The sequence below is a fragment of the Arthrobacter sp. KNU-44 genome (assembly GCF_051843155.1).
Taxonomy (GTDB): Bacteria; Actinomycetota; Actinomycetes; order Actinomycetales; family Micrococcaceae; genus Arthrobacter.
In genome coordinates this window covers 3340970-3356564 of sequence record NZ_JBPXNG010000002.1, presented here as the reverse complement: position 1 = coordinate 3356564, position 15595 = coordinate 3340970, and the positions used below count along the sequence as shown (strand labels likewise).

General features: G+C 64.4%; 16 protein-coding genes. 4 read left to right on the top strand and 12 right to left on the bottom strand.

The window, feature by feature from the left end; genetic code table 11:
• The first annotated feature begins 30 nt into the window (after positions 1-30).
• A complete protein-coding gene (locus ACSVHC_RS16755) occupies positions 31-1269 on the top strand; it encodes a THUMP-like domain-containing protein (RefSeq protein ID WP_437771011.1) in 1239 nt (412 codons plus the stop codon).
• Positions 1270-1292: 23 nt separating this feature from the next.
• Here the strand turns inward: ACSVHC_RS16755 and ACSVHC_RS16750 are convergent, their stop codons facing one another.
• From ACSVHC_RS16750 to ACSVHC_RS16740, 3 genes are all read right to left on the bottom strand, one after another.
• Complete coding sequence (locus tag ACSVHC_RS16750) at positions 1293-2111, bottom strand: shikimate 5-dehydrogenase (RefSeq protein ID WP_437771012.1); 819 nt, start codon at positions 2109-2111, stop codon at positions 1293-1295.
• 50 nt (positions 2112-2161) lie between these two features.
• Positions 2162-2284, bottom strand: a complete 123-nt coding sequence (gene ykgO / locus ACSVHC_RS16745; protein ID WP_059387417.1) for a type B 50S ribosomal protein L36 — start codon at positions 2282-2284, stop codon at positions 2162-2164.
• Between the two features lie 66 nt (positions 2285-2350).
• On the bottom strand, positions 2351-3511 hold the full coding sequence (locus tag ACSVHC_RS16740) for a GTP-binding protein (RefSeq protein WP_439181141.1): 1161 nt from the start codon (positions 3509-3511) through the stop codon (positions 2351-2353).
• Between the two features lie 175 nt (positions 3512-3686).
• On the opposite strand from ACSVHC_RS16740, the gene ACSVHC_RS16735 reads away from it, so the two are divergent.
• Entirely contained in the window at positions 3687-4838 is a 1152-nt protein-coding gene (locus ACSVHC_RS16735; protein ID WP_439181140.1) for a glutamate--cysteine ligase, read from the top strand.
• A 36-nt stretch (positions 4839-4874) separates the two neighbouring features.
• Here the strand turns inward: ACSVHC_RS16735 and tsaD are convergent, their stop codons facing one another.
• The 7 genes from tsaD to ACSVHC_RS16700 form a co-directional block, all read right to left on the bottom strand.
• The gene (gene tsaD, locus ACSVHC_RS16730; RefSeq protein ID WP_437771014.1) at positions 4875-5996 is read right to left on the bottom strand and encodes a tRNA (adenosine(37)-N6)-threonylcarbamoyltransferase complex transferase subunit TsaD; all 1122 of its coding nucleotides are present in this window, start codon (positions 5994-5996) and stop codon (positions 4875-4877) included.
• Positions 5993-6433: a ribosomal protein S18-alanine N-acetyltransferase gene (gene rimI / locus ACSVHC_RS16725; protein WP_437774079.1), complete on the bottom strand. Its 441-nt coding sequence runs from the start codon at positions 6431-6433 to the stop codon at positions 5993-5995. Before rimI ends, tsaD begins: the two co-directional genes overlap by 4 nt.
• Before the next feature lie 44 nt (positions 6434-6477).
• Positions 6478-7149 (bottom strand): tRNA (adenosine(37)-N6)-threonylcarbamoyltransferase complex dimerization subunit type 1 TsaB, encoded by a 672-nt coding sequence (gene tsaB / locus ACSVHC_RS16720; RefSeq protein ID WP_437771015.1) that lies wholly within the window; start codon positions 7147-7149, stop codon positions 6478-6480.
• Entirely contained in the window at positions 7149-7739 is a 591-nt protein-coding gene (gene tsaE / locus ACSVHC_RS16715; protein WP_439181139.1) for a tRNA (adenosine(37)-N6)-threonylcarbamoyltransferase complex ATPase subunit type 1 TsaE, read from the bottom strand. Before tsaE ends, tsaB begins: the two co-directional genes overlap by 1 nt.
• A gap of 11 nt (positions 7740-7750) precedes the next feature.
• Complete coding sequence (gene alr / locus ACSVHC_RS16710; RefSeq protein ID WP_437771017.1) at positions 7751-8956, bottom strand: alanine racemase; 1206 nt, start codon at positions 8954-8956, stop codon at positions 7751-7753.
• Positions 8957-9028: 72 nt separating this feature from the next.
• The gene (locus ACSVHC_RS16705; RefSeq protein ID WP_437771018.1) at positions 9029-10135 is read right to left on the bottom strand and encodes a carbohydrate kinase family protein; all 1107 of its coding nucleotides are present in this window, start codon (positions 10133-10135) and stop codon (positions 9029-9031) included.
• 40 nt (positions 10136-10175) lie between these two features.
• Entirely contained in the window at positions 10176-10706 is a 531-nt protein-coding gene (locus ACSVHC_RS16700) for a GNAT family N-acetyltransferase (RefSeq protein ID WP_437771019.1), read from the bottom strand.
• 149 nt (positions 10707-10855) lie between these two features.
• On the opposite strand from ACSVHC_RS16700, the gene mshA reads away from it, so the two are divergent.
• Positions 10856-12100 (top strand): D-inositol-3-phosphate glycosyltransferase, encoded by a 1245-nt coding sequence (mshA, locus tag ACSVHC_RS16695; protein ID WP_437771020.1) that lies wholly within the window; start codon positions 10856-10858, stop codon positions 12098-12100.
• Positions 12101-12269: 169 nt separating this feature from the next.
• Positions 12270-13964: a formate--tetrahydrofolate ligase gene (locus ACSVHC_RS16690; RefSeq protein WP_437771021.1), complete on the top strand. Its 1695-nt coding sequence runs from the start codon at positions 12270-12272 to the stop codon at positions 13962-13964.
• Positions 13965-14024: 60 nt separating this feature from the next.
• Here the strand turns inward: ACSVHC_RS16690 and ACSVHC_RS16685 are convergent, their stop codons facing one another.
• Positions 14025-15023 carry a transposase gene (locus tag ACSVHC_RS16685; protein WP_437771022.1) on the bottom strand — a complete coding sequence of 333 codons (999 nt, stop codon included), beginning with the start codon at positions 15021-15023 and terminating at the stop codon, positions 14025-14027.
• Positions 15024-15055: 32 nt separating this feature from the next.
• Positions 15056-15460 (bottom strand): hypothetical protein, encoded by a 405-nt coding sequence (locus tag ACSVHC_RS16680; RefSeq protein WP_437771023.1) that lies wholly within the window; start codon positions 15458-15460, stop codon positions 15056-15058.
• Positions 15461-15595: the final 135 nt, after the last annotated feature.

The following is a 15595-nucleotide window of genomic DNA, read 5'->3' as shown; positions in this document are numbered from 1 at the left end:
GTATGACGGGCGAGCACTAGGCTAGTTCCCATGGCTGACACACCGCAGGAACAGATCGCCCCCTTGCTGACAACGGAAGGTTGGGAACTGCTCGCGTCCTTGGGACCGTACCGCGATGACGAAGCCTTCGCCCTGAATGCCCGCCTGCGCAAAGACGGCCACTCCCCTGCGCTCGTTGCCGCCGTCCTCACCCAATCCAGGCTCCGCACCCGGGCCGAGGCCAAGTTCGGCGAATTCGCCCGGCAGATGCTCTTCACACAAGCCGGCCTGGAGCAGGCCACCCGGCTCAATGTTGCGGCCAGGCATGCCGAACGCTTCGCCAACGCCGGCACGCAGCACGTCGCGGACCTCGGCTGCGGGCTTGGAGCAGATTCCATGGCCATGGCCTCCATGGACATCAAGGTCACCGCCGTGGAGCTCGACGAGACCACCGCAGCCTGCGCCACCATCAACCTCATTCCTTTCCCGCACGCGACGGTAGTGCACTCCGACGCAACCTCGGTGCCCCTCGACGGGGTCGACGGCGTGTGGCTCGATCCGGCCCGACGCACGACGTCGTCGTCGGGAACCAAAAGGATCTGGGACCCCGAGGCGTTCTCGCCGCCGTTGTCCTTCGTTGAATCGTTGGCCGCCACCGGCAAGTCCGTCGGGGTCAAGATGGGTCCGGGAATGCCGCACGAATCGGTTCCAACCGGCTGCGAGGCACAGTGGATCTCGGTGGGAGGGGACGTCACGGAAGTCACGCTGTGGTTCAACGACGTCGCCCGTCCCGGCATCCGCCGCGCTGCCCTGGTGCTCGGGCCGCAGGGCGCCGCCGAGATCACCAGCGGCGAAGACTTCGACGGCGGCCCGGTGCCCGACGTCGGGCCCGTGGAGGGATACCTCTACGAACCGGATGGCGCGGTGATCCGCGCGGGCCTGGTGGCCGACGTCGCACTCCGGCTCGGAGGCCACCTGGTGGACCCACACATTGCCTACATTTGCGCTCCGGAACTGGCGGAGACCCCGTTCGCCCGCGCATACAAAGTTTTGGAAGTCATGCCGCTGAACGTCAAGGCACTCAAAGCCTGGGTGAAGGCCAACGGTGTCGGCGTCCTGGACATCAAGAAACGCGGCACCTCCGTTACCCCCGAAGAGCTGCGGAAACAATTGCTGCCGGCCGGAAAGAACTCGGCTAAAGCCCGCGGCAACAAAACAGCCACCCTGGTCCTCACCAGGATCGGCAAGGAAAAGGTGGCTGTTGTGGTGGAGCCGGTAGCGGCTGCTTGAGCCGATCCCTGACTTGGGACGCCCTATTGGGCGCGCGTGAACTCCTCGGCCGCGGCCACTTGCTCCGGCGTCGGCGTGATGCCCGTGTAGAGCACGAACTGTTCAAGGGCCTGGATGGTGGCTACCTCGGCGCCGCTGATCACGGTCTTTCCTGCCGCGCGGCCGGCCTTGATGAGCGGAGTCTCTGCAGGGAGGGCGACGACGTCGAACACCACCTGCGCGGCCGACACCGCTTCTTCAGGGAAGGACAGCGAGCCGGACTCGGGACCGCCGGCCATGCCGATCGGTGTGACGTTGACGAGCACGTCCGCCGTCGACTCCCCTACTTCTGCCTGCCAGCCGAAGCCATAAAGCCCCGCGAGGGATTGCCCGGGCTTTTCATTCCGGGCAACCACCGTGACGCGGGAGAAACCGGCGTCGCGGAAGGCAGCCGCAGTGGCCTTGGCCATGCCGCCGGAACCCCGGAGCAGCACGGACGACGCCGGGTCGATCGCGTTGCGCTCGATCAACTGGGCGATCGCCGTGTAGTCCGTGTTGTAGGCCGTGAGTACGCCGCCGTCGTTCACGATCGTGTTGACCGAGTCGATAGCGGCGGCCGAAGCGTCCATGCGGTCGACAAGGGCGATGACGTCTTCCTTGTAGGGCATCGAGACGGCGCAGCCGCGGATGCCCAGGCCGCGCACGCCGGCGATGGCGTTCGGAAGGTCTGTGGGAGCGAAGGCCTTGTAGATCCAGTTCAGGCCGAGCGCCTCGTAGAGGAAGTTGTGGAAACGCGTTCCGTTGTTGCTCGGCCGGGCAGAGAGAGAAATACAGAGCGTCATGTCTTTATTGAGGATCGGCATAACGGGGCTTCCTTCGCGTAGCGGGTTCTCTGCCCAGCCTAGACGGGGAGCTAGCCTTGGCGCGCTTTGAAGCGCGGATTCAGCTTGTTGATGACAAAGGTGCGGCCGCGCCGGCGGACTACTTGGGCGCCGGGGACCTTCTTGAGGGCACGCAGCGAATTCCGGACTTTCATGGGGTTCTCCTTCTGGGGTTTTGATTTGTTTGATTGCGGTTTTGTTCCACCGAGGCCGAAGCCCGGCTAAAGGGTGGATTCGAGTTCAAAAGGGTCCTCGAGTCCGGCGAAGCCGAGACGCATCTCCGCTTCGCTCAGCGCGCACCCGTCCAGGAGTGCCCGGATTTCGGCGGCGTCGAGGTCTTCCCCTCGTCCGGTCACGGCCAGCACCGTGCCCCGGTCGCCGAAGCGGGGATGCCAGTCAAGGACGGCGTCGACGTCGGGGAGTCCCTGTCCGGGCTGCGGGTCCTTGCCGTCGAGGACAGCGCCGGTGCCGGCGTCCGCGAGCCACTCGCCTGCGCTCTCGAGCCAGACGCGCGGCCCGATTCCCTGCACCGCGATCCGGACCTTGGCCGCCGAGGCAATCCACAATCGGCCGCGCATCCAGTGGGATCCCTCGGCCAACCTGGGCAGTGCTTCCTGAAAGCGACCTGGATGGAGGGGACGCTCCACTTTGTGGAGTACGGTCCGGAAACTCCCCGACTCTTCCTTGAGCGGCACCCTCACGGAACCACGACGAACCCTCGCGAGGGCCTCGGCACCGTCATAGCAGCCGGGCAGGAAGTCGTCGTCGCTCGCGGAAACGGCGGCGTGCGGAGCAAGCTGCCCGAGCAGTTCCAGCCCTTGGGCCCAGGCCTCGCTTGAGTCCGGGCGCAAGCCTGCCAGCTCCGCCCCAAGACCGGCGTGGACCATGACAGTATCCGCGTGGCCCAGTTCCCCGATGAGGAATTCTCCGCTGGTGCGCTCATCCTCGGGCATGGCCGTGAAGCCGGATTCATACAGCGTGTGCTTGTCCCAGATGTGGTCTTCGAGCCCGGAGGGATCGATCGCCACCACGGCGTTGTCGATGACGGCGGGCCGTCCCAGGCCGCGCTTGAGTTCCGCCACCGCCATGTCCACAGAGACACCGGGCGGCAGGCCCAGGACGATGTGGTCATGGCCGCAGGACGCGAGGCGTTCCGCCGTCGGGACAACATCGAGGCGGACAGTGCAGCTGAGGCACCCGTGCTCCAAAGCGGTTTGCGCTTGCTCCACGAGTTCGCCGTTGCGGAAGATCCTTCGCAAGACGATGGAGCCGTCCAGGAGGTCGTGCAGGACCACCACCGAATCGCGGTGGGTCCGCCCAAGCCTGGCGGTGGCTGCTTCGCGGCATTGGCTGTCCAGTGAGCTGACGACAGAAAGGTGCATACCCATTATCTTAGATGCAAATCATTCTCATTAGCAAACGACTTTGCTTCCTTTTTTACCTCGCAGTCCCATCATGCGGTACGGTACCGCCCCTGCATTAGACTTGAGCCAACCGCTGACGGCCCCACGGCGGGCATTGCTCAGGGCGTTTTTGGCAAATACCGAGGGGACCCACGTGCAGATTGATTTCGCTTCATCCAGGCAGTCGACCCTGGGGGTGGAATGGGAGCTTGCGCTCGTCAACGCACGCACCGGCGAATTGGTCTCGGTGGCGAATGAGGTCCTGCGGGGCGTTTCGTCGCGGCATCCGGATTTGAACGAGGACGACGAGCATCCGCACATCAAGCGGGAATTGCTGCTGAACACCGTGGAACTTGTCACGGGCGTGTGCAACACCGTCAAGGAAGCCAAGGAAGACCTGGCCCGCTCGCTGCAGGCTGTCAGGGAAGTCACGGACCCCATGGGCGTGGAGCTTTTCTGCGCCGGAAGCCACCCTTTCAGCCCGCCGCAGCTTCAGCCGGTCTCGGACAAAGAACGCTATGCCAAGTTGATCGACCGCACCCAATGGTGGGGACGGCAAATGGTCATCTATGGAGTCCACGTCCACGTCGGACTGGACCGCAGGGACAAGGCGCTCCCCATCCTCGACGGGCTGGTCAACTACTTCCCGCATTTCCAGGCGTTGTCCGCCTCGAGCCCGTTCTGGGGCGGCGAGGACACCGGCTATGCGTCACAACGCGCCCTCATGTTCCAGCAACTGCCCACGGCCGGTCTGCCTTTCCAGTTCCCCAGCTGGGCCGAATACGAATCCTATGTCCAGGACATGTTCACTACCGGAGTGATCGACACCCTGTCTGAAATCCGCTGGGATATCCGGCCTGTGCCGAATCTGGGCACCATCGAGATGCGTATTTGCGACGGCCTGGCCACCCTTGAGGAAGTGGGCGCAGTTGCAGCCCTGACCCAATGCCTCGTGGACGAGTTTTCCACGATCCTGGACAACGGGGGCAGCATTCCGACCATGCCGCCGTGGCATATCCAGGAAAACAAGTGGCGCGCCGCCCGCTACGGCATGGAAGCGATCATCATCCTCGACGCGGAAGGCAATGAGCAGCTCGTCACTGAGCACCTCAAGGAAACGCTGCTGCGCCTGGCGCCTGTCGCGGAAAAGCTGGGTTGCTCGGCAGAACTGGCAGACGTCGAAAAGATCATCGCCCGTGGAGCAGGCTATCAGCGCCAGCGCCGCGTCGCCGCCCAGCACGACGGCGATCTTCACGCGGTCGTCCAGGATCTCGTGGAGCAGATGCGCTCCGTTCCGACCGCCTAGCCTTCGGCCGTATAGCCGCCCGCCGGGTTCCCGCTGCTACACCGAAACGGTGGTCACCGGCAGCGAGGAATCCGGGGCGAACGTGACGCCGCTGGGAGCGATTCCCGTCATGATGAGCTGCGAGCCCAAGGCCGCCACCATGGCACCATTGTCGGTGCACAGTGACAGCGGCGGAACATGCAGGGTGATCCCCGCAGCGGCGCAGCGTTGCCCTGTCAGCTCACGGAGCCGGGAGTTGGCTGCAACCCCGCCGCCCAGCAGGAGATCCGTGATGCCGTTCTCCTTGCAGGCCAACACTGCCTTGGACGTGATGACGTCCACAACCGCCTCCTGGAACGCGGCGGCGATATCGGCAACGGGAACGACCTCGCCCCGGGCTTCGAATTGTTCAACGCAGCGCGCGACGGCGGTCTTCAGGCCGCTGAAGGACCAATCGTAGCGATGGGGTCCGGGTTCCTCCGCGGTTCCCATGTACTTGGGTTGCGAAAGTCCGCGCGGGAAGCGGATGGCCTTGGCGTTGCCCTGCTTGGCGAGTTTGTCGATGGCCGGTCCGCCCGGGTAGCCAAGGCCCAGGAGCCTCGCCACTTTGTCGTAGGCCTCACCCGCGGCGTCGTCGATCGTGGAGCCGAGCATCTCGACGTCGTCGGTGATGCTGCGGATGCGCAGGATTTCCGTGTGCCCGCCGGAAACCAGCAACGCACCGAGGTTTTCCGGCAGCCGTCCGCCCGAACCGGGTCTCCCGGTGCCGCCGGCGGCGCCGCTCTCTTTTCCATCAAGAAGTCCGACGCAGACATGCGCCACCAAGTGGTTGATCGCGTAGAGCGGCTTGCCCGTGGCAACTGAGAGGGCCTTGGCCGCGCAGACACCCACCATGAGCGCGCCGGCCAAGCCAGGTCCGGAGGTCACGGCGATGGCGTCGATATCGTCGAGCGTCACCCCTGCCTCGTGCAAGGCCTCCTGCAGCGTGGGTACGAAGGCGTCCAGGTGCGCACGGGAGGCGATCTCCGGAATGACGCCGCCAAAACGGACATGCTCATCCATCGAAGAGGACACCGTGTTGGTCAGCAGCGTGGTGCCCCGGACAATCCCGACGCCGGTTTCGTCGCAGGAGGACTCGATCCCCAGCACGAGCGGCTGGATGGTGTGGGAGCGGTTCATGCCGGTGTTCCTTCAGTCAATGTCAGCCTCATGATGAGGGCGTCCGTGCCGTCCCGGTAGTAGCGCCGACGGACGTGGATCTGCTCGAAACCGAACCGCACGTAGAGTGCCTGCGCTCGTGGATTGTCGGCACGGACTTCCAGGAGCACTTCCACCGCGTCGCGCCGGCGGGCCTCTTCGATCAGTTCCGTGAGGATGGCGGAGCCTATTCCCCTGCCTTCGAATTCGGGCACGACGGCGATCGTCTGGACGTCCGCGATCGGCTCGATGCACATGAGCCCTGCGTAGGCCACAATCTGCCCGCCGGCTTCGGCCACCACGTAGCGGCGGGTATCAACCTGGGCAAGTTCATCGAAGAACATCTGCATCGGCCACGCGTCCACCGGAAATAGCCTGCGCTCCAGGACCTCGACCGCGGTGACGTCGTCGGCGGTCATGTCGCGCACGGTCACGCCGTCGAGCTTGAACTGGTACGAGGGGTTCACAGGGCACGCTTCCTAGGGCCTGGCACTTGAGCGTCGGATTCCCGCAAATACAACGGGGTGGAATCCGGCAGTTCCGCCCCGGCTGCCAGGAGGGCCATGGCGAACTGGCCCAACGAAGCGGCGTCGGGCTGGGTGGTGCTGAATTCCTCGTTCGCGTTGACCACGTCCGCGTAGATGCCGCCGCCGGCACCGAAGACGGGGAGATCGGGCAACTCCGAGGCGAAACCGACGTGCGGACCGTCCACGAGTTGCGGGAGCTGGCCATCGTTGAGCGTGTAGCGCGCCCAGTAGACCTCTTTGCGACGGGCATCCGTGGCCACCAGGAACTCGGCCTGCGCCTCCGTTGACTCGGCCACTTCCAACGCGATCGCATCCAGGCTCATGAGACCGAAAAGGGGTTTGCTCCAGGCAAATGCCAAAGTGCGGGCGGTTGCAATCCCTGAGCGGAGGCCCGTGAACGGCCCAGGGCCGACGCCGGTGACGATGAGGTCGATGTCCGCGCCGCTTACACCGGCGTCTGCAAGGAGCTTCTCAATGCCGGGCGCCAGGACCTCGGCGTGGCTGCGGGTGTCCTCGGTGGCGAAAGATTCCAGGACGCCTTCCATGGCATCGTCCGAGATGAGTGCCGCACTCGCCACGGCTGAAGTATCAATGGCCAAGATCAGCATCAGGCGTTCTCCTCCAGTATTTCGGGCACGGCGCTCCAACGAGGGCCGAAGCCGCGGAAAACGATGGTACGGGGTTCGTCGTCGTCCTCCGGGTCGAAGTCCAGCACGGCGTCCTGGCCTGCTTCATGGCGGGTTGCCGCCCTCTCCGTGCCGCCCACCGTCCGGTGCATCTCGATGTCCAGGCGGCTATCCGAAAGGTGTTCCACGCGCTCGCGCCCCCATTCGACCACCGTCACGGAGTTGTCCATGGTGTTTTCGAGGTCGATGTCGTCGATTTCAGCGGCGGATGCCAACCGGTAAGCATCAACGTGGACCAGATCGGGGCCGCCGGGGCGCGGCCCGTCCGGCAGGTTGGGGTGGATGCGCACCAGGACAAACGTGGGCGAGATGACGCCGGCACGGACGCCCAGTCCTTCGCCGAGTCCCTGCGTGAAGGTGGTCTTGCCTGCACCGAGTTCGCCCGTCAGGACCAGCAGGTCACCGGGCCCAAGGACCCCGGCGAGCGCCGAGCCCAAAGCGTGTGTCTGCTCCGCCGTCGCGACCTTGACGGTCCGTTCCCACAACGCATCACTCAACGGGGTCTTATTCATCGAAGCCCCGCTCACCGGGCATCCGCCCCCGGGGTCTCGTTGATGTAGATCCGCGGCACGCGTGGGCTGATGCGGGTGACAATCTCATAGTTGTTGGTTCCCGCGGCGGCTGCCCAGTCGTCCGCCGTCGGGCCGCCGTCGGCCCCGTCACCAAACATGACAGCTTCGGCGCCCAGCCAGCCGGCTTCGTCCGTCACCGCGTTCCCAAGGTCGATGACCATCTGGTCCATGGCGATCCGACCCACAACGGGATAGTTGACTCCGTTGACCCGCACCGGTCCGCCGGTGGCGACGCGCGGCACGCCGTCGGCATAACCGAGCGGGATCAGGCCCAGGGCACTCTCGCTGGACGTCCGGTAGTTGAGTCCGTATGACACCCCCTGGCCCTCGGGCACCCGCTTGCAATTGGAAACGAGGGTGCGCACAGTCATGGCCGGGCGGAGACCAAGTTCCGCCGAGTTTTGTCCTTCGAATGGGGACAGCCCGTAGAGTCCGAGACCCACGCGGACCAGGTCGAAATGGGCATCCGGGCGCGAAAGCGTAGCGGGAGTGTTGGCCAGGTGCCGGACTTCGGTGTCCACGCCGGCGTCCTCGGCCACGGCAATCGCTTCCCGGAATGCAGCCAACTGCTCATCTGTCTCGGGACGGTGCGGTTCATCGGCCACAGCCAAGTGCGAGAAGATGCCCACCACGCGCAGGAGGCCCTCGTCCTGGTGCTCCATGGCCTGGCCCACCAATTTGTCCCATTGGGCGATGGTGGAGCCGTTGCGGCCCAGGCCGGTGTCAACCTTGAGGTGGATGCGGGCCGGGCGTTCCTGTTCGCGTGCCGCGGCAACCACTGCGTCCAGCTCCCAGCCGGAAATCCCGACGTCGACGCCGGCCGCGACTGCCGCCTGGAAGTTGCTTTGGCTGGTGTGCAGCCAGGCCAGCATCGGGGCATCAATTCCAGCGGCGCGCAGCGCCAAGGCCTCCGAAATATGGGCAACACCGAGCCATCGGGCGCCGGCTTCGAGGGCTGCCCGAGCTACCTGCACCGCGCCGTGCCCATAGGCGTCGGCCTTGACGACGGCCATGACGTTTGCGGGCGAGGCGATCGCCACGAACTGGCGTACGTTGTGCCGGATGGCGTCCAAGTCAATGACGGCTGATCGTTCGAGGACCGTTGCCGGACCTGATTCCGTCGAGGGCTCGAAACTGGCAGCTGCTTCGTAAGTCACCCTCACGATTCTAGTGCCGCGACGGCGTGCGGGTTGACTGAGGGTGAGCGAGCTGACCGGGGTGAACGCCGCTCAGGCGTCCGAGTTGTGGGCGATCGTGGCTGTCGCACGACGTTGGGCCCCGGGCGGGACATCCGCCACAATGTCCTCAAGGAAAGCGAACCGTTTGAGCCACTGGCTGGACTGCCGCTCCCTCCGGGCGTTCGCTCGCTGCCACCAGTCGGCAATGTCACCCCAACCGGGCGCAGCAAGCGATCCGCCCACTTCCTGCACCGCCAGCGAGGCGCAAAGGTTGGCAAAACGGAGCCGGTCTCCCAAAGGCCATCCGGCCAGGCAGCCCACAATAAACGCCGCGCCGAAGCAGTCGCCCGCTCCGGTGGGGTCGTACGCCGTCACGGGGAGGGACGGCACCCACTCCTCCTCGCCGGTTTCGGAATCCACGGCCATGGCTCCTTGCGCTCCCAGCGTCACTACAGCCACCGGAACTCGGTCGGCGAGGGTGTAGAGCGCGGACCACGGGTTGTCTTTGCCGGTGAATGCCATTGCTTCCCGTTGGTTCGGCATAAAGGCGTGGAAATTGCTGAGCTGGTCCAGCCGCCTTGAAGACCATTCTCCTGTCGGATCCCATCCGGCGTCGCCAAAGAGTTTGACGCCGGCTTTCGTCGCCGCCAACATCCAGGGCTCTGGCTCCTCGCCGAGATCCGCGACGGCGGCGAGCGCATTGGGCGGCTCGCCAATCAGTTCCGAGGCGCTCATGGGCGAGGGATGGCCGTGAGTGACCATGGAACGATCCTGATCGACGCACAAGGAGACGGTGACCGGAGAATGCCAGCCCTCGAACCGCCTGGACAGGGAGAGGTCCACGTGCTCCTGGCTTTCCAGGATCCGCCAGTTGAAGTCCCCGTATCCGTCATCCCCGAAGGCCGCGGCGAGGCTGGTCCGCAACCCAAGCCGGGCAGCCGCGATGGCTTGGTTGGCCACGCCGCCGGGGCAGGTCCCCATGCCTTGGCTCCACACTTCGGTCCCCGGTTCCGGGCTGCGGTCCAGTCCGGTAAAGATAATGTCTTGGAACACGGTGCCTGTCAGCAGGAGATCGCAGCCTGAAGCGGCCCCGTCCTCCCGCGCATCCCCGCGGATAGCGGCGAGGGGATCGAATCCTGTCCTGGGCGTTGCGTCCATGCACGGCAGACTACGCCGCGGCCACGATTGTGCAAAGCCTTTAGAGCTCCCGGTACATGACCTGCAGCCCCACGTAGCCGAGGGTCGGATGGTGGAAGGCCTCGGGGATGGTCGCAAGGATGCGGAACCCCATGGACTGCCATAGTCCCACTGCGCGGACGTTGCTTTCGACGACGGCGTTGAACTGCATCGCCTTGAACCCGGCGTCCCGGGCGGCAACCAAGGAATAGGCACAAAGTGCCCGGGCGATTCCTTGCCCGCCGTGATCGGCATGGACCATGTAGCCGGCGTTGGCCACGTGGCTTCCGCCGCCACCTTGGTTGGCGTGCAGTTCACCGGTACCCAGCACGTCGCCGTCGCGCACTGCTACAAAGGTCAGGCCGGGCGCTTCCTTGAACCACTTGCCCCGGGCAGTTTCTTCTGTAGTATCGCGGTCCCAGGTGAAGGTCTCCCCTGCACGGATCACGGGTTCCAGGACTGTCCAGATCCCGGGCCAGTCGCTTGCCCGGGCGGGCCGGATCTCGTAGTTAACGGCCGCCGCCGTTCCTGTTTCGCTGATTGATTGGCTCACGTCCGTTACGGTATCAGCCCGCCCTACGATGCCGGCCCTGGTGGGCCGGCTGCAATGCCGGGGAGCTCAGGAGTAGTGTTTTCGCTGGTACGCAGAGGATTTATCGCTTTGCGGAGTTTGTTGAATTGCGTTGGATACAGGAGGTAGCGGTGTCGTTGATCCGTCGCGTGGCCTTCCTGTCACTCCATACTTCGCCCATGGAGCAGCCAGGTTCGGGCGATGCGGGCGGCATGAATGTCTACGTCCGGGCGCTGGCCATGGCGTTGGCTGATCTCGGCGTGGAGGTAGAGATCTTCACGCGTTCGACGTCCGCCGGGCAGCCCGCCGTCGAACATCCCGGGCCCGGGGTCTGCGTCCACAACGTCCTGGCAGGCCCGCGCAGGAAACTGCCCAAGGAGGAACTTCCCGACCTCCTCCACGCCATGGTTGCCGAAGTCGAGAGGATCCGGCAGCGGCAACCGCACGGCCGTTACGACGCCATCCATTCGCACTACTGGGTGTCCGGTGTGGCCGGCCTCGAACTCTCGGCATTGTGGAACGTGCCGCTGATCCACACGATGCACACGATGGCGAAGGTCAAGAACCTGGTGCTCGAATCCGGCGAGCGGCCGGAGCCGCGCCTGCGTGAAGACGGCGAACAAAAGATTGTCGATGGAGCCACGCGCCTCGTGGCCAACACTCCTGCCGAAGCCCAGGAGCTTGTATCGCACTACGACGCCGATTTCGACCACATCGACATCGCTCCCCCCGGCGTTGACCTCACCGTGTTCACTCCCGCGTTCCGGGCCCGGTCCCGCGCCGAGCTTGGAGTCCGGCCCGGCAGTTTCCACTTGCTCTTCGCCGGACGCATCCAGCGGCTCAAGGGACCGCAAGTATTCATCGAGGCTGCCGGCATCCTCCGCAAGCGGCGCCCCGACATCGACCTCGAACTGACCATCCTGGGCGCCTTGAGCGGCGCAAAGGACTTCAATCTGCAGTCCTTCATCACTGCCGCTGGGCTCGACGACGTCGTAACGCACCGCGCGCCGGTCAAGGCGCCGAAGCTGGCGGGCTGGTTCCGTTCAGCCGACGTCGTGGTGATGCCTTCCTACAGCGAATCGTTCGGGCTTGTTGCCCTGGAGGCGCAGGCCTGCGGCACTCCGGTGGTCGCTACCAACGTGGGCGGCCTGTCCCGTGCCGTTGCCGACGGGCGGACGGGCATTTTGGTTGACGGCCACAATCCTTCCCGCTGGGCCGACGTCATCGAAGCCCTGTACGACGATCCCCGGACCCGCGAAGACATGGGCCGAGCCGCTGCAGTTCATGCGGAGGCCTTCGGCTGGCAGAGAACGGCAGCCATCGCGCTCGAGAGCTACCACGCAGCCATCGGCGCTGTCCTCGTCCGCCCAAGCTAGACCCCCGCTCACCTATGACGGCAATCCCGACGACGCCCGCTCACCTATGACGGCTTTTCCCCAAACGCCCGCTCACCTATGAGGGCAATCCCTCAAACGCCCGCTCACCTATGAGGGCACGACTGATAGATTGTCGCGGACAGTGTTCCGCACAGAGTTGAGGACAAGGATGTCTGAAAACAAGATCTTGAGCGACCTCGAAATTGCCCAGAATGCAGCGATACGTCCCATCGAGGAGATCGGGGAGCGTGCCGGGATCAACATCGATGCGTTGGAACTGTACGGCCGGTTCAAGGCGAAAATCGATCCGGCCAAGCTCCGTCTCCCGGACGCCAAACGCGCGGGCAAGATAGTCCTCGTCTCGGCTATGTCCCCGACCCCGGCGGGTGAGGGGAAGTCCACAACCACGGTAGGCCTCGCCGATTCCTTGGCGCGGGCCGGGCACCGCGTGATGATCGCGCTACGCGAACCGTCCCTTGGACCGATCCTCGGGATGAAGGGAGGCGCGACCGGGGGCGGCTACTCCCAAGTTCTTCCCATGGACGAGATCAACCTGCATTTCACCGGCGACTTCCACGCGATCACCTCGGCCAATAATGCCCTGATGGCCCTCGTGGACAACCACATCTTCCAAGGCAACGAGCTCAACATTGATCCGCGGCGTATGACGTTCAAACGCGTCCTCGATATGAACGACCGCGCGTTGCGCGAGGTCATCATCGGCCTGGGCGGCCCCGCTCAAGGCGTGCCGCGACAGGACGGTTTTGACATCACCGTCGCCTCCGAAATCATGGCCGTCTTCTGCCTCGCAACGGACTTGGATGATCTCCGCGAGCGCCTCGGCCGCATCACTTTCGGATACAGCTATGACCGGCGGCCGGTCACCGTGGCCGATCTTGGTGTCCAGGGTGCGCTGACCATGCTCCTGAAGGACGCCATCAAACCGAATCTCGTGCAATCCATCGCAGGAACCCCGGCCCTTGTGCATGGCGGCCCGTTCGCCAATATCGCGCACGGCTGCAACTCGCTCATCGCCACGCGAACGGCCCAACAGCTCGCCGACATTGTCGTCACGGAGGCCGGATTCGGCGCCGACCTTGGTGCCGAAAAGTACATGGACATCAAGTCGCGCATCGCAGACGTTGCGCCGTCGGCCGTCGTCGTGGTCGCGACGATTAGGGCTCTGAAGATGCAGGGCGGCGTCCCGAAGGAGCTTCTCAAGGAGCCGGATGTCGAAGCGCTCGCTGCCGGCGTCGAGAACTTGAAACGGCATGTGCACAATGTCGAGAAGTTTGGCGTCACCCCCGTTGTTGCAATCAACAAATTCGCGACGGACACAACAGAAGAGCTCGAATGGCTGCTGGCTTGGTGCGCCCAGGAAGGAGTCCAGGCGGCGGTGGCGGATGTCTGGGGCAGAGGTGGTGGGGGCGACGGCGGTGACGAGCTCGCGGCGAAGGTCGCCGCGGCGGTGGCGGCAGCAGCGCCGTCGGACTTCCGGCACTTGTACCCTCTGAACCTGTCTGTGGAGGACAAGATCCGCACGATCGTGCAGGAAATCTACGGCGCCGACGGCGTTGAGTTCTCGGTTCCTGCGCTCCGGCGCCTGGCGGACATCCGGAAAAATGGCTGGGGCGGAATGCCCGTTTGCATGGCAAAGACGCAGTATTCATTCACCGACGATGCCTCCCAGTTGGGCGCCCCCAAGGGGTTCACGGTGCACGTGCGCGAGCTGATTCCCAAGACCGGAGCGGGCTTCATTGTCGCTCTGACAGGTGCTGTCATGACCATGCCCGGTTTGCCCAAGGAGCCCGCCGCGATGCGAATGGACGTCGATGAGCACGGAAATCCGGTGGGCCTCTTCTGACCCTCGCTCAGCTATGTGCCGTCTTTACGAAACCCTCGAAAGTTGTCAAGCTGTGTGGAGTCACTGGGCTAGTTTTTGGGGTGTTTTGGTCTGGGGGAGGTTGATCCCGGCGTATGTGGCGGGGGCCGGTGTGGTGGGTCGGCGGCGGAATCTTCCCGGGTGTCGTTCGTAGTAGTCCTGGTGGACTTTGTCTCGCTTGGTCCAGAGTTCTTTCCACGACCCGTCGTGGACCTGTGATGGTGAGAACAGTGCGATGCCGGAGTGTTTGTGATCGGTGCTGTACCAGTGCACGTAGCAGGTGAGGTACTCCCTGGCGGCCTCGAGATCGTTAAAGATCCGGGGGTAGCCGGGCCGGTATTTCATCGTGCGAAAGCCTGACTCCGAGAAGGGATTGTCGTTGGAGACGTACGGGCGGTTATGGCTGAGTTCCACGCCGTGGGCGGTGAGGGTGTCACGGAGCAGGGTTGATCTCATGGCCGGGCCTGAATCGGCATGCACGATGCGCGGGGCGCCGTGCCGGGCGATGGCTGTCTTGAACATCTGCGCGGCGAGGTGGTCGGACTCGCGTTCCTCCACCCGCCAGCCGACGATTTCCCGGGAGAAGATGTCCATGATGGAGTACACCTTGAAAACCTTGCCCTGCCACTTGGCATAGATGTCGGTGATGTCCCAGGACCAGACCTGGCAGGGTCCGGTGGCCTTGACCACCGGCTTTTCAGAGGAACCACGCGTGCCCCAACGCTTGCGCGGGATGGTTGGGCGGGCCTGCTGGTCCTCGTAGTCTGCCGCGATCCGCCACCACGAGCGGTTGGAGGCGAGCAGCTCGCCGTTGTCCCAGGCTGTGGCGAAGGCATGGTCAACGGAGTTGCCCTTCTCCCAGCTGGCCAGGATGAGCCCCAGGATCCGGTCCTGATGCGCGGAGCTGATCCGGGATTCGTAGGCCCGGTCGCTCTGGTGGATCGGGTGCTGCACCGCCGGACGGGGATTGGACCGGTAATGCCAGGTCCCGCGCGAGAGGCCCGCCAGCTTGAGCGCTGTCCGCTGGGAGCCGATGATCACATGCAGTTCCAGGACCAGAGTGTTCTCGGCCGCTATGAATCGTTGTGAGCGCTCGTCGGGGTTGTATCGGGCTCTGGCACGCTCAACTCGTGCAAGAGCCCGATAGCTTTTCCCAGCGCGGAATTCGTGTCCTCCAGCTCCTGCACCCGCTTCTGGAGTTTTTCGACTTCGGCACGGTGGGCAGCCATTTCCTTCGCGCGTGCTTTTTCAAACGCGGAGAGTTCACGATTCGTCGGGACCATGCCTCCATGCTCCCGCGGAATCAGGCCACGGTCGATATCGCCCTGGACCATCATCTTGCGCCACCGGCGGAACGTCCATTCCGAAACGGACGTCGAGGCCATCCATTCCTTCCTCGACCCGTGCGGCTGCAAATAGTACTCATGCATGAACTCACGGATCTCTTCACGCGTAAAACCCTTGTTATCAACGGCCATCGCCGGCTCCTTCAATCAAAAGGTAATGAATGACTCACAACCAGCTTGACGATGAGGGCCTCGCTCACTTATGTGGCACTTTCGCGGAACGCTCGCTCACATATGTCGCACTTTCGCGGAACGCTCGCTCACATA

Bases quoted from the DNA above. Each gene is read 5' to 3' on its own strand.
- ACSVHC_RS16755 (WP_437771011.1), top strand. From the start codon at position 31: ATGGCTGACACACCGCAGGAACAGATCGCCCCCTTGCTGACAACGGAA.
- ACSVHC_RS16750 (WP_437771012.1), bottom strand. From the start codon at position 2,111: ATGCCGATCCTCAATAAAGACATGACGCTCTGTATTTCTCTCTCTGCC.
- ykgO (WP_059387417.1), bottom strand. From the start codon at position 2,284: ATGAAAGTCCGGAATTCGCTGCGTGCCCTCAAGAAGGTCCCCGGCGCC.
- ACSVHC_RS16740 (WP_439181141.1), bottom strand. From the start codon at position 3,511: ATGCACCTTTCTGTCGTCAGCTCACTGGACAGCCAATGCCGCGAAGCA.
- tsaD (WP_437771014.1), bottom strand. From the start codon at position 5,996: ATGAACCGCTCCCACACCATCCAGCCGCTCGTGCTGGGGATCGAGTCC.
- rimI (WP_437774079.1), bottom strand. From the start codon at position 6,433: ATGACCGCCGACGACGTCACCGCGGTCGAGGTCCTGGAGCGCAGGCTA.
- tsaB (WP_437771015.1), bottom strand. From the start codon at position 7,149: ATGCTGATCTTGGCCATTGATACTTCAGCCGTGGCGAGTGCGGCACTC.
- tsaE (WP_439181139.1), bottom strand. From the start codon at position 7,739: ATGAATAAGACCCCGTTGAGTGATGCGTTGTGGGAACGGACCGTCAAG.
- ACSVHC_RS16705 (WP_437771018.1), bottom strand. From the start codon at position 10,135: ATGGACGCAACGCCCAGGACAGGATTCGATCCCCTCGCCGCTATCCGC.
- ACSVHC_RS16690 (WP_437771021.1), top strand. From the start codon at position 12,270: ATGTCTGAAAACAAGATCTTGAGCGACCTCGAAATTGCCCAGAATGCA.
- ACSVHC_RS16680 (WP_437771023.1), bottom strand. From the start codon at position 15,460: ATGGCCGTTGATAACAAGGGTTTTACGCGTGAAGAGATCCGTGAGTTC.